7 protein-coding genes and 3 rRNA genes are annotated in these 14644 nt (G+C 45.9%); 4 read left to right on the top strand and 6 right to left on the bottom strand.

Annotation, left to right across the window (positions count from 1 at the left end):
- The first annotated feature begins 27 nt into the window (after positions 1-27).
- The 4 genes from CHL1_RS01545 to rrf all read left to right on the top strand — a co-directional run bounded on the left by CHL1_RS01545 (position 28) and on the right by rrf (position 5881).
- A complete protein-coding gene (locus CHL1_RS01545) occupies positions 28-597 on the top strand; it encodes an ECF transporter S component (protein WP_070371525.1) in 570 nt (189 codons plus the stop codon).
- Between the two features lie 483 nt (positions 598-1080).
- Positions 1081-2604: ribosomal RNA gene (locus tag CHL1_RS01550) — 16S ribosomal RNA — on the top strand.
- 208 nt (positions 2605-2812) lie between these two features.
- Positions 2813-5676 (top strand): 23S ribosomal RNA (locus CHL1_RS01555).
- A gap of 88 nt (positions 5677-5764) precedes the next feature.
- Positions 5765-5881, top strand: a 5S ribosomal RNA gene (gene rrf, locus CHL1_RS01560).
- Together the 16S, 23S and 5S rRNA genes form the textbook arrangement of a ribosomal RNA operon.
- Positions 5882-6505: 624 nt before the next feature.
- Here the strand turns inward: rrf and CHL1_RS01565 are convergent.
- The 6 genes from CHL1_RS01565 to CHL1_RS01590 all read right to left on the bottom strand — a co-directional run bounded on the left by CHL1_RS01565 (position 6506) and on the right by CHL1_RS01590 (position 14637).
- Positions 6506-8932, bottom strand: a complete 2427-nt coding sequence (locus CHL1_RS01565; RefSeq protein WP_250934439.1) for a glycogen/starch/alpha-glucan phosphorylase — start codon at positions 8930-8932, stop codon at positions 6506-6508.
- A 146-nt stretch (positions 8933-9078) separates the two neighbouring features.
- Entirely contained in the window at positions 9079-10488 is a 1410-nt protein-coding gene (locus CHL1_RS01570; protein WP_250934440.1) for a glycoside hydrolase family 13 protein, read from the bottom strand.
- Positions 10374-10961, bottom strand: a complete 588-nt coding sequence (locus CHL1_RS01575) for a hypothetical protein (protein ID WP_250934441.1) — start codon at positions 10959-10961, stop codon at positions 10374-10376. Before CHL1_RS01575 ends, CHL1_RS01570 begins: the two co-directional genes overlap by 115 nt.
- A 7-nt stretch (positions 10962-10968) precedes the next feature.
- Complete coding sequence (gene glgA / locus CHL1_RS01580) at positions 10969-12384, bottom strand: glycogen synthase GlgA (RefSeq protein WP_070369676.1); 1416 nt, start codon at positions 12382-12384, stop codon at positions 10969-10971.
- Positions 12385-13497 (bottom strand): glucose-1-phosphate adenylyltransferase subunit GlgD, encoded by a 1113-nt coding sequence (gene glgD, locus CHL1_RS01585; protein ID WP_250934442.1) that lies wholly within the window; start codon positions 13495-13497, stop codon positions 12385-12387.
- A 15-nt stretch (positions 13498-13512) separates the two neighbouring features.
- A complete protein-coding gene (locus CHL1_RS01590; RefSeq protein ID WP_276520467.1) occupies positions 13513-14637 on the bottom strand; it encodes a glucose-1-phosphate adenylyltransferase in 1125 nt (374 codons plus the stop codon).
- Positions 14638-14644 lie beyond the last annotated feature (7 nt).

A 14644-nucleotide genomic window follows, 5' to 3' on the forward strand; every position in this document is an offset into this window, starting at 1 on the left:
TGGACAGACAATTGAAGGAGGATTTTTATGAAAATCAAGACAAAACAATTGACCCAGATGGCAGTATTGGCGGCAATGTCCATACTATTGGTTTACCTGATTCATTTTCCGATTTTTCCGGCGGCGCCATTTTTGGAGTACGATCCAGCCGATATTCCTATTTTTATCGGTGCATTTATGTTTGGCCCTTTAGGTGGTCTAATTCTAACTGCTGTTGTTTGTGTTTTGCAGGGAGTGACCGTTAGTTCGGCTAGCGGGATTATTGGAATTCTGATGCATTTTTTCGCAACTGGATCCTTTGTATTGGTAGCCGGAAATATTTACAAAAGAAACAGAACCAGAAAAGGTGCAATCATCGGTTTGGCATTGGGTACGGTCACGATGACAATAACCATGGCGTTATGGAACATTGCCATCACACCGATATTTTTGGGAATTCCGGTGGAGGCAGTTTTACCAATGATTATCCCAGTCATTATTCCCTTTAATCTGATCAAAGCTGGAATCAATTCAGTCATTACCTTTGTTGTTTACAAATCCGTCAGCAAGGTGTTGGGTCTGGAGATTCAAGAAGCAAAGGTCGCAGAAAGTAAATAGTTAAAACTTCATTATACTAAGGAACCTGAAATCAATTGATTTCAGGTTCCTTTTTTGAATTCCCAATAACTGTGAGTAGGACATAACAGAGAACATGAAAAAACTTTCAAAAACTAGTTGACAGGAGGGTGAAAAGAGCGTATACTAATGAAGTTGTCTCGAGTGAGGCAGCGGACACAGCTGAAACATTGAAATGAACTTAAAAGAATTTCAAAAAACAGCTTGACAATCACAAGAAACGACGATATAATAGAAAAGCTTCTTCAGTCGGAAACACTGAAAAAACGACGGAGTGGCAACGGTCATAGAAAAGAGAATAGTACCATAAAACCTGTAAAACAGCCAAAACATCCGCGAGGGTGAATGAGGCTAAATAGAAACAGAGAGATGAACTCTATAAAACATTAACTCGGTAGAGTATAAAATACGCTTTATTCAAAATGAGACAGCATTTAAAAGCCTAACGGCTTTAAATACAAACTTTTTATTGAGAGTTTGATCCTGGCTCAGGACGAACGCTGGCGGTATGCTTAACACATGCAAGTCGAACGAGACGAGATGGAATGACCCTTCGGGGGAATGAAATCTTAGAAAGTGGCGAACGGGTGAGTAACGCGTGGGTAACCTGCCCTATGGAAAGGAATAGCCTCGGGAAACTGGGAGTAATGCCTTATAATACAGTGAAGTCGCATGGCTTTGCTGTTAAACGCTCCGGTGCCATAGGATGGACCCGCGTCCCATTAGCTAGTTGGTGAGATAACAGCCCACCAAGGCGACGATGGGTAACCGGTCTGAGAGGGCGAACGGTCACACTGGAACTGAGACACGGTCCAGACTCCTACGGGAGGCAGCAGTGGGGAATATTGCGCAATGGGGGCAACCCTGACGCAGCAATACCGCGTGAGTGAAGAAGGTTTTCGGATCGTAAAGCTCTGTTATTGGGGAAGAAAAAAGACGGTACCCAAGAAGAAAGTCCCGGCTAACTACGTGCCAGCAGCCGCGGTAATACGTAGGGGACAAGCGTTGTCCGGATTTACTGGGCGTAAAGGGCACGCAGGCGGTTTTTTAAGTCAGATGTGAAAGGTACCGGCTCAACCGGTGACATGCATTTGAAACTGAAAGACTTGAGTATTGGAGAGGCAAGTGGAATTCCTAGTGTAGCGGTGAAATGCGTAGATATTAGGAGGAACACCGGTGGCGAAGGCGGCTTGCTGGACAAATACTGACGCTGAGGTGCGAAAGCGTGGGGAGCAAACAGGATTAGATACCCTGGTAGTCCACGCCGTAAACGATGAGTGCTAGGTGTTGGGGAGACTCAGTGCCGCAGCTAACGCAATAAGCACTCCGCCTGGGGAGTACGACCGCAAGGTTGAAACTCAAAGGAATTGACGGGGACCCGCACAAGCAGCGGAGCATGTGGTTTAATTCGAAGCAACGCGAAGAACCTTACCAGGTCTTGACATCCTCTGACAATCTGAGAGATCAGACTTTCCCTTCGGGGACAGAGAGACAGGTGGTGCATGGTTGTCGTCAGCTCGTGTCGTGAGATGTTGGGTTAAGTCCCGCAACGAGCGCAACCCCTGTGGTTAGTTGCCATCATTTAGTTGGGCACTCTAAGCAGACTGCCGTGGATAACACGGAGGAAGGTGGGGACGACGTCAAATCATCATGCCCCTTATGACCTGGGCTACACACGTGCTACAATGGTCTGAACAGAGGGCTGCGAAACCGCGAGGTGAAGCTAATCCCTTAAAACAGATCTCAGTTCGGATTGCAGGCTGCAACTCGCCTGCATGAAGTTGGAGTTGCTAGTAATCGCAGATCAGAATGCTGCGGTGAATGCGTTCCCGGGTCTTGTACACACCGCCCGTCACACCACGAGAGTTGGCAACACCCGAAGTCAGTGAGGCAACCGCAAGGAGCCAGCTGCCGAAGGTGGGGTCAGTAATTGGGGTGAAGTCGTAACAAGGTAGCCGTATCGGAAGGTGCGGCTGGATCACCTCCTTTCTAGGGAATACAGGAAGTCATGGTACTATTTTCTTTTGTATGACTGGTTCATACAAAAAAGCTTAAGAAGGCATCCTCGGATGCATTTTTTAGCGGGATAAATACCCAAACAGTGGTAGGCGTCCAAACGATCATTGAAAACAGCATAGTGTATAAATAAATGAAATACAATTTCAAAATGTTAACAACATTAGAAACGTAATTTTAGGATCAAGAAGAAAAGAGCACAGGGTGAATGCCTTGGCAATCAGAGCCGATGAAGGACGCGACAAGCTGCGAAAAGCTGCGAGAAGGTGCACATAACCGTTGATCCGCAGATATCCGAATGGGGAAACCCGGCTGGTAGAAGACCAGTCACTGTAACGTGAATACATAGCGTTATGGAGGGAACCTGGGGAACTGAAACATCTTAGTACCCGGAGGAAAAGAAAGAAACATCGATTCCTTGAGTAGCGGCGAGCGAAAGAGGAAGAGCCCGGATTACAACAAATTTACTTTATTAGCTGAACGGCATGGGAAGGCCGGACGAAGAGGGTGAGATCCCCGTAAGTGAAAATAGAGTGAGTGGGTAATCGACGAGTACCACGGGACACGTGAAACCCTGTGGGAAGATGGGGGGCCCACCCCCCAAGGCTAAATACTACTGATTGACCGATAGCGGAAAGTACCGTGAGGGAAAGGTGAAAAGAACCCCGGAAGGGGAGTGAAATAGAAACTGAAACCCTGTGCTTACAAGCAGCCGGAGCGCAAGTGACGGTGTGCTTTTTGTAGAACGGGCCAACGAGTTACGGTATGTAGCAAGGTTAAGTACTTCAGGTACGGAGCCGCAGGGAAACCGAGTCTGAATAGGGCGACAAGTTGCATGCTGTAGACCCGAAACCGTGTGATCTATCCATGACCAGGATGAAGCTTGGGTAAAACCAAGTGGAGGTCCGAACCAGTGTCTGTTGAAAAAGGCTTGGATGAGTTGTGGATAGGGGTGAAATTCCAATCGAACACGGAGATAGCTGGTTCTCCCCGAAATAGCTTTAGGGCTAGCGTTGTAAAGAAGAGTGATGGAGGTAGAGCACTGAATCGGCTAGGGGGCGTAAAGCTTACTGAACCGTATCAAACTCCGAATGCCATACACTTATATACAGCAGTCAGACTGTGTGAGATAAGTCTCATAGTCAAAAGGGAAACAGCCCAGACCATCCGCTAAGGTCCCCAAGTCCAGATTAAGTGGGAAAGGATGTGCAACTGCACAAACAACCAGGATGTTGGCTTAGAAGCAGCCACACATTTAAAGAGTGCGTAATAGCTCACTGGTCGAGTGGTTGTGCGCCGAAGATGAACGGGGCTAAAATCTGGCACCGAAGCGATGGATTATGGTACTACCATAGTGGTAGGGGAGCAATGTCTTGAGGGCGAAGCTTAATCGTAAGGTTAGGTGGACACAAGACAAGAGAGAATGTTGGCATGAGTAGCGAAAGTGAAGTGAGAATCTTCACCATCGAAAGCCCAAGGTTTCCTGAGGAAGGTTCGTCCGCTCAGGGTAAGTCGGGGCCTAAGCCGAGGCGAGAAGCGTAGGCGATGGACAACAGGTTGAAATTCCTGTACCACCTTTAATTGTTTGAGAGATGGAGTGACACAGAAGGATAAGCGAACCCAGCGGTTGGAAAAGCTGGGCCAAGCGTCAAGGCTGAATTGGGAGGCAAATCCCCCGGTTCTTAAGGCCAAGGCGTGACGGGGAACGAAAAATAAGTAGGGAAGTCGCTGATTTCACGCTGTCAAGAAAAGCTTCTATTGAGAGAGAGGGTGCCCGTACCGTAAACCGACACAGGTAGGCGAGGAGAGAATCCTAAGATGAGCGGGAGAAGTGTTGTTAAGGAACTCGGCAAAATGACTCCGTAACTTCGGGAGAAGGAGTGCCCCTTAAGGGGGGCCGCAGAGAAGAGGCTCAAGCGACTGTTTAGCAAAAACATAGGTCTCTGCTAAATCGAAAGATGATGTATAGGGGCTGACGCCTGCCCGGTGCTGGAAGGTTAAGAGGAGTGCTTAGCGCAAGCGAAGGTGCGAATTTAAGCCCCAGTAAACGGCGGCCGTAACTATAACGGTCCTAAGGTAGCGAAATTCCTTGTCAGGTAAGTTCTGACCCGCACGAAAGGCGTAACGATTTGAGCGCTGTCTCGACAACACACCCGGTGAAATTGTAGTACTCGTGAAGATGCGAGTTACCCGCGACAGGACGGAAAGACCCCGTAGAGCTTTACTGCAATCTGGCATTGAGTTTTGGTAGTACACGTACAGGATAGGTGGGAGGCAAAGAATTTGGGACGCTAGTTTCGAAGGAGCCATCCTTGGGATACCACCCTTGTACTATTGGAATTCTAACGAGTGGCCGTAATCCGGTCATCGGACAGTGTCAGACGGGCAGTTTGACTGGGGCGGTCGCCTCCTAAAAAGTATCGGAGGCGCCCAAAGTTACCCTCAGGATGGTTGGAAACCATCTTTTAGAGTGCAAAGGCAAAAGGGTGATTGACTGCGAGAGAGACATCTCGAGCAGAGACGAAAGTCGGGCTTAGTGATCCGGTGGTTCCGAGTGGAAGGGCCATCGCTCAACGGATAAAAGCTACCTCGGGGATAACAGGCTTATCTCCCCCAAGAGTCCACATCGACGGGGAGGTTTGGCACCTCGATGTCGGCTCGTCTCATCCTGGGGCTGAAGCAGGTCCCAAGGGTTGGGCTGTTCGCCCATTAAAGAGGCACGCGAGCTGGGTTCAGAACGTCGTGAGACAGTTCGGTCCCTATCCGTCGTGGGCGTTAGATATTTGAGAGGAGCTGTTCCTAGTACGAGAGGACCGGAACGGACAAACCACTGGTGCACCAGTTGTTCCGCCAGGAGCATAGCTGGGTAGCTAAGTTTGGAAGGGATAAGTGCTGAAGGCATCTAAGCACGAAGCCCCCCTCAAGATAAGATATCTCACCAGAAATGGTTAAGGTTCCTGATAGACGATCAGGTAGATAGGCTGGATGTGGAAGTATGGCAACATATGGAGCTGACCAGTACTAATCGACCGAGGTCTTGATCCAAGAATTTATACACTGTGCTGTTTTGAATGATCACTGCGTGATCATAAAAGACACTTGAAAATGCAATAATAATTAAATAGTTAATTAATCTCGCGACGATGGCGGAAGGGCCACACCTGTTCCCATACCGAACACAGAAGTAAAGTCTTCCAGCGCCGAAAGTACTTGGTGGGCAACTGCCTGGGAGGATAGGACGTTGCGGGATTTTTTTTTAATGAAGTCGTGCAAAAATACAGACATAAATATTGATTCAAGTTCACTTGGAAATCAATGTTTATGTCTGTATTTTTTTATGGGGCGAAGCCCCAAACGGAGGCGCAGCGATAGCTGCGACGGAGTTGCACGGATTCATTAGACGGCAGTAACTTTAAGAGCCGTTTGAGATGAAAGTTTTTTATATTTTCAGGAAGGAGCCATCTGGCGACTGACGCGACGAAGGCGCAGCGCTAGCTACGCCTTCGTCGCATGAGCGAGTAAACGGCAGTAAAGTTATGAGAAAGATATAAGGATACTTAATATCTTTCATTATGAATCTATTTTTTTATGGGGCGAAGACCCAAACGGAGGCGCAGCGATAGCTGCGACGGAGTTGCACGGATTCATTAGATGGCAGTAACTTTAGGAGCCGTTTGAGACGAAGGCTCTTTTTATATTTTTAAGGAAGGAGCCATCTGGCGACTGACGCGACGAAGGCGCAGCACAGCGGAGCCTTAGGAACCGTTTAAGACGAATGTATTTTAGAAAGAAAAATGGCAGACCATAAAGAAACCCCAACCAGATTAAAATCCGGTCGGGGTTTCTTTAAAAAAGGGAAAGGAGGGGGCATAATCTACAGTGTCTTCCAAATATTCTTCTGGTATTCCAGGATTGCGCGATCGCTGGAAAATAGGCCGGAGTATGCTACGTTGCAAAGAGACATTTCAAACCATTTGTTTTTATCCTGATAGAGCTTATTGATTTGATCCTGAGCATTGGCATAAGAGTCAAAGTCTTTTAGAACAAAATAGGTGTCATTATACAAGAGCAGGGAATCGTAAATGCTTTGGAAACTAGCCAGGTGACCAAAGGTACCGTCAATCAGTTGATGCATGATTTTTTGAATTCGCTCATCATTCTCATAAATTTGGACTGAACTGTAACCGCCGTTCTTTTGATAATGAGAAACCTCATCAGCGGACAAGCCAAAGGTGATAATATTGTCATCACCGACGGCCTCATGAATTTCAATGTTGGCACCATCCATGGTACCCAAGGTAACAGCGCCATTCATCATAAATTTCATATTGCCGGTGCCAGATGCTTCTTTTCCAGCGGTCGATATCTGCTCGGAAATATTGGCGGCAGGATAAATAATTTCACCTAAAGAAACGTTGAAATTTGCCAGAAAGACAACTTTGATCTGATCCCGGATATCTTTATCATTATTGACAAGGCTGGCAATGGCGTTAATCAGTTTGATAACTTCCTTGGCAAAATAGTATCCCGGGGCTGCTTTGCCAGCAAAGATAAAGGTACGGGGGACGATTTCCAAATAGGGGTTTGCTTTTAAATGATTATACAAATGGAGGATCTGTAAAGCATTCAGAAGCTGTCGTTTGTATTCATGAATGCGCTTGACCTGGATGTCAAAAATCGATTCGGGGTTTACATCAATATGATTGTTCTTTTTGATATGGTTGGATAAATGAATTTTATTTTCCAGTTTGATGTGATTGAACCGCTCAACAAACGAGGCATCGTTTTTAAAATTCATCAGATTTTCAAGGGCATAAAGATTATTGATCCAGTCGGTACCAATGGATTCAGTAATCAAATCCCGCAGACCCGTGTTACTGTTGATCAGGAAACGACGGGGCGTAACCCCGTTGGTAACAGAACGGAAACGTTCGGGAAAGAGCTTGTAATAACCGTTAAAGGTTTCCTCTTTTAAAATTTTACTGTGAAGGGCTGCAACACCATTCACGGAGTGGCAACAAATTATGGCCAGATTAGCCATGTTGACTTGACCGTCCTGAATGATTGATAATGAACTGATTTGCAGTTCATTAAGTCCCGATTTTATTCTTAAATCTTCCTGGAATTGGCGGTTAATTTCTTCAATAATCATATAGATCCGCGGCAGTAGAAACTTCATCATGTCCACCGGCCATTTTTCCAGGGCTTCAGGCAGCACGGTGTGATTGGTGAAGGTCAGTGAGTTGACCGTAATCTTCCAGGCATCGTCCCAGCTTAATCCTTCTTCGTCCATAAAAATGCGCATCATTTCAGGGCCGCAGAGGGCGGGATGGGTATCATTGATGTGTATACAGATTTTTTCGGCAAAATCATCCAAACAATTGTTGTTATATCGTTTAAAACGTGTAATCATCCGTTTTAAACCGGCACAGACAAAAAAGTACTCCTGTTTCAAACGCAATTGTTTACCATCAAACTTGTTATCATTGGGGTACAAAATTTGAGTAATTGCCTCAGCCTCGGATTTATGACGGACGGCATCAAGGAATTGCCCCTCGTTGAAACTGGGCAGGTCGAACTCTTCAATCGGTTCTGCACTCCACAACCGTAACGAATTGACGGTATTATTGTGGTATCCTTTAATGGGGATGTCGTAGGGGACGGCTAAGATTGGTTCGTAGTTTTCATGCACAAAGGTCAGCACCCCATTGACTTTTTCAGAATGAAGATTACCATAGAACTTTACAACAACGGACTCATTGGGTTTTCTGATTTCAAAGGGATAACCGTGTCGTAGCCAGTTATCGGCCACTTCAACCTGTTCACCATTGATAATTTTCTGTTCGAAAAGACCGTGCTTATAATGGATGCCATTGCCATGAAAGGGAAATCCCAGGGTGGCCGAAGACTCTAAAAAGCAGGCCATTAATCGTCCCAATCCACCATTTCCTAAACCCGGATCAGTTTCCTGACTAAGAATCGTTTCATAATCAAGGCCCAGTTCAGCCATGGCAGTTTTGACCGTATACTCCATGTCCAGACTGTTGACATAGGCTTTGAGTAGCCGGCCAATCAAAAATTCGATGGAAAAGAGATAGACCCGCTTGTGGGGGATCTCATCGTATTGAGATCTCGTTTTTGCCCACTGGGATGCTATTTTATCCATGACAATTTCGGCTAAAGCCTGGTACTGGTCAAGGACTGATGACTCGGAAAGATATTCGCCGGATACTTCTTCAATCTTTTTTTTATAGGCAGATTTAAAGGCTGCGATTTCTTCAAGGCATTGTGATGGTTTCATGAGTATTCCTTTCCTGTAATAAACTAGTATTTTAAAGTTCGCAATTTAATCGATTTTATTTATGGAGAAGGTAAATCTTTATTTTAATACCCTTTATCATCAGAAAAAAACAAAAAAAGATTACGGCTACCCGCAATCTTTTTTGTTTATATGAGCTGACAGGAGTGGGGTGTGACCATTACAATGACAGATGAAAGTGGCTGGAGGACGATGGGGTTCAATGCAACGGCCTCGCCGGAAATCAGGTCTAAACCTTCGCAGCCAGCAAAATCCGGGTGTTTGAACAAGTGAACGGCTCGCGTGTTGCGGTTAAATAGGCAAAAACAGAGGGCATCTTCATTCCGTCGTTCAAAAACGAAAAGATCGTCACTGGCCTCATAGGGTTTCCAGGTGCCGTTTTGAAAGACCGAATGTTCGGTTCGCAGCTTGGTGATCATTCGATACCAAGCGAGGAGATCGGGGTCCTCATTCCCCCAGGGGTAGGTACGTCGGTTATAGGGATCTTCAAAGCCTTGAACCCCGGCTTCATCTCCATAATACAAACAGGGAACCCCCGGAAAGGTAAATTGGATCAAACTGAGTAGTTTTAAGCGTTTTACGGCCAAAGCATACTGGGTATCGTCCAGACGATAGGTTTTATGGCAATGGTTTCCTAAAAATTTATAGGCTTCGCCGAGGACGTTAAGGATTCGTCGTCGGTCATGGCTACCAATCAGGTTCATATTCCCCATAAATTGATCCCGGGGATAGTGTTCATAGAGGGACATCATAATCCGGGCGGCGAGTCCGGAGCTTTTATCCCCAAGGACGAAGTCGATAAAGGTCTCCCGGAATGGATAGTTCATGACAGCATCCAATTCATAACCGGAAAAATAGGTGCGCAGCTCATCATAAGCGACTTTGCGGGAGGCATCCTCCCAGACTTCACCAATCAGAATGCTGTCAGGGTTTTCCTCCAGCATGGCAGCTTTGAGACCCTTGATAAACGGATCCGGCAGTTCATCAGCCACATCCAACCGCCAACCAGAAGCGCCGGCAGTCATCCAGTGACGGATCACACTATCCTTGTTCTTATAGATAAAGGCCTGAAAATTGGGATGCATTTCGTCAGTATTTGGCATCGCATCAACGCCCCACCAGCATGAGTAGGTATCGGGATAATCAGAAAAGATATACCAGGGATAGTAATCAGATTCTTTTGATTGATAGGCACCAACCCCAGGATAATTCCCATAACGATTGAAGTATAGGCTGTCATCACCGGTATGGCTGAAAACCCCATCCAGAATGATGGCGATACCCCGTTTTTGACACTCGGAAGCCAGCCTTTCAAAGCTTTCCTGGGTGCCTAAAGCGGGATCAATGGTCATATAATCACCAGTGTCATAACGGTGATTACTACGGGATTTAAAAATAGGATTCAAATACAAAATGGTGATGTTCAAGCTTTGCAGATAGTCCAGTTTTTCGGTGATCCCTTCCAGGGTGCCGCCAAAAAATCCCAGTATTTGATACCACCGTCTTTTTCCCGGAAATAGTGGGGGGTATCGCTCCAATTGGGATGGAGAATCGCATCCCGATGGAAATTGTTCAGATCAAAGTCGGCACCTCGATGGAAACGATCCGGAAAAATCTGGTACATGATACCTTGGGTATACCAGGCTGGAGACTGTCGCTGCGGGTCATAAACCGTAATTTGAAAAGACGGCGGTTTTGTTTCATAAATCCGCCCTTCACCCCCCAAGTGATCGTGTTGGGTGCCATAGGCATAGGCTCGGCCCCGGGATTCAAAGCTGAAGTCATACCAGAAGATGCCGGGAATTGTGGGCATATCCAGAGTGATCTCCCAATAATTGATATCCCGGGATTTGATCATCGGGTGGGTTACTTCCTGGTTATCAAAAAAGGTTCGCAGTTTTAATTTTTCAATTTCAGTGGCATAAACCCGCAGTGTGACGGCATTGCCAATTGGCAGTGCGCCAAAGGGCGATCGAAAGGCCAGTTCCCATGAATGATGACGAAATTTCATAATCTTATCACTCCATTAATTTATTATAATATGAAAGATAAATATCAGCTGATTGTTTCCAGTCAAAATGGGTGTTATAGGCATTTTTTACCAGTTTTTTATAAGCTGCGGGAGAATTATGATATAGGGATACGGCATGTTGAATGGTAAAAAGCATGTCGTGGGCGTTGTAGGTTGCAAAGCTGAAACCATTACCTTTCTTTGTCTTGGCGTTAAAATAGGTGACGGTATCTTTAAGGCCGCCAGTTTCACGAACGATGGGGACAGCGCCATAACGCATGGCAATCATCTGGGAGAGTCCGCAGGGCTCAAATTTGGAGGGCATCAGGAAGAAATCACTGGCGGCATAGATTTTACGGGACAGCGCTTCATCAAAATCAATGATGGTGACCATTTTATCAGGGTAGTTGTAGGCGATGCTACGGAACAAATTTTCATAAATGGCATCACCAGTTCCCAGAATCACCAGCTGGAGATCCAGCTGCAAAATTTCATGAATAACGTTAGATACCAGATCCAGTCCTTTTTGTTCAACCAGCCGGGTGATCATTGAGACCATTGGGACATCCCCCCGGACGGGCAGATCGAAATACTCCTGTAGGGCTTTCTTGTTTTCCACTTTCTTTTTTTCCGGGTTATCATAGGGAACAAATAAAGCCGGATCGGTCTTGGAATCGTAAATGGATTCGTCAATGCCATTGAGAATCCCGACAACCTGCTGGTCGAGGTGACGAATCACGCCATCCAGTCCTTCACCATAATAAGGGTCTTTCAGTTCAGCAGCATAGGTAGGACTGACGGTGGTGATCAGATCGGCGGCGTACAGCGCCCCCTTCATCAGATTGATTTTTCCATAAAACTCCAAATCTGAGGGTAAGAAGCCCAGGTGGAGATAGGGGCTGATATCATGAAAGCCGTAAACACCCTGATAACGGATATTATGAATCGTAAAAACCACCTTTGTATCGGGAAAAGCCCGGCGGTACTGATGTTTGAGCAGGTAGGCCACAGCAGCAGTCTGCCAGTCATTGCAGTGAACTATATCCGGAGTAAAATCAAGCAGTGGTAGGGAGTCCAGCACCGCTCGGCAAAAAAAGCTGAATCGTTCACCGTCGTCATAATAACCGTAAAGCGAGGGTCGCTTGAAAAAGGCTTCATTATCGATAAAATAAAAGGTCACGCCCTCGTGCTCAGCAGTCAAAAGCCCGCAATAGTGTAGGGTGTCGGACATCCACATCTGAAAGTGTTTGAGGGGCTTTATTTTTTGACGCAGTTCTTCGGGAATGGTGCTGTAATATGGCAGGATTACCTGGGTTTTAACATCGTCAGGAAATGATTTTGGCAGAGCGCCCAGCACATCTCCCAAGCCACCACTTTTTGAAAAAGGGTAAGCTTCTGAAGTGACAAATAGGACGTTTAACATTTAAATTACCGTGCCTTTCTTTAAAACAATGGGCGCATGGGGTTTGCCAACTAAGGTGGTGTGATCGCTGATTCTGCTGTCCTTATCCATAACCACATAATTCAAATTAACATTTCTCCCGATTTCGCATCGTTGCATGATGATACTATTTTGGATATGTGAACCAGCATTCATTTTGGTATCCCGGAAGATAATGCTGTGAGTAATGTTTCCTTCAATGATGCAGCCGCTGCCCACAATCGAATTGGATACCTGGGCCGGATCTTCATAAAGGGTAGGGTGGTTATCTTTGATCTTGGTATGGATGGAATTTTTGCCCAGGAAAAGCTCCTGCATGATCTCATATTCCAGCAGATCCATACTGGTTTTCATATAGTTTTCCAGACAGTTCACCCGTTTGATATAACCGGTATGCTGAGCACCAAAGACTTGCAGGGTGTCAATATTGTATTTGATCATATCAATTAAATCCCAGTCACCCGTGCGTTCACTAAGATCCAGCAACTCCATCAGAATTGATTTTTTGATAAAAAACATTTCCGTAAAAAAATGGCCAGTCGTGCGTTCCCGCTTATAATGAAGACCGCTGACTCGATTTTTTGTAAATTCCAGATAGAGATCATTATCCTTAAGATGATAAAGAGGATCGTCTTTCTTAAAAATCAGGGTAATGTCACTGTCATTTTTTATATGGATATCATAAGCGTTTTTGAAATCAAAGGTAGTGACCAGGTTGGGTGTGGCAATCAGCACATGCTTGGCCCCAGTGGCATCCAGAAAGCCCCGGTTATTTTGAAGATTACGGAGATTAACCTTAATCAGACGTCCGATATGGTAGTTATTTGATCCCGAAAGAATCGAGAGATCCTGAGTTTTTCGGCTCAGAGACCACTCCTTGCCGGTTCCCAGATGATCCACCAGGGAACTGTATTTATGGGAGCCGATGACGCCAATATGGGATAAACCGGAATTGACCATATTGGAAAGGGTAAAGTCAATGAGGCGATAACGTCCGCCGAAAGGCAAGGTGCTCAGGCTGCGATGGGAAAGAAAATCCTTTAGGGAGTCATCCTCGCCATCGACATTTAAGATAAGTCCAGCAACATTTTTCATTTGTTCTCAATCCTTTCAGTTATTGATGACATGTATTTCCGGAGCGGGTTCGGTGGGGTCCGTAATATAGCGGGCATCGCCTTTAATTCTAGCCCGGGCCCCAACGATGCAATTCTCTAAAATGGCACCATCCTCAATGATGGCTCCGGTATGCACAATGACATTTTTCAAGCTGGTTTTTTTATGAATCACCACATCATGGGACAAAATGGAGTTCTCAACTTTTCCAAAAATAATGCATCCATCACAGATCAGACTGTTGCTGATCTTGGCTTGAGGGCCAATAAATTGGGGATGGCGACTGGTGTTATTGGAGAAGATCCGAAAATTACGATCGCTGAGATCAAAATCGCAGTTGCAATCCAAAAGATCCATATTGGCATCATAATAGCTTTGGACGGTGCCCACATCCCGCCAGTAACCGGAGTAAGGGTAGGCAAAAATCTGTTTGCCACTTTCGTGGAGCATGGGAATTACGTTATGGCCAAAGTCGTGCTCCGATTCCCGGTTTCCGGCATCGTCAAGCAGCGCTTTTTTTAATTCTTTCCAGGTAAAAATATAGATGCCCATGGAGGCTTTGTTACTTTTAGGACGTTCTGGTTTTTCCTGAAACTCCTTAATGCAATGATCCTCATCGGTGTTGACAATACCGAAGCGGTGAGCATCTTCCCAGGGAACGTCCATCACGGCAATGGTCAGGTCGGCTTCTTTCTGTTTGTGAAAGGCCAGCATCTTGGAATAGTCCATCTTGTAAATATGATCACCGGACAGAATCAGCACATATTCGGGATCGAAGCGGTCAATAAAATCCAGATTTTGATAAATGGCATCGGCGGTTCCTGAATACCAACGGCCCCCTTTCTGCCCCATATAGGGGGGCAGGATGTGGACGCCACCCTGAACCTGATCCAGGGCCCAGGCTGAGCCATCACCAATATAATTATTGAGGATATAGGGGCGGTACTGGGTCAAAACACCGACCACATCGATATCCGAATTCATACAGTTGCTAAGCGGAAAATCAATAATTCGATATTTTCCGCCGAATAAAACAGCAGGTTTGGCGTTATTAAAAGTCAGTGAGCCGAGGCGGCTGCCTTGACCGCCCGCCAGGAGCATTGCGACACATTCAGTATTCAAAGTGATA

Source organism: Acetobacterium wieringae (genome assembly GCF_023700225.1).
In the GTDB taxonomy this organism is placed as follows: Bacteria; Bacillota; Clostridia; order Eubacteriales; family Eubacteriaceae; genus Acetobacterium; species Acetobacterium wieringae.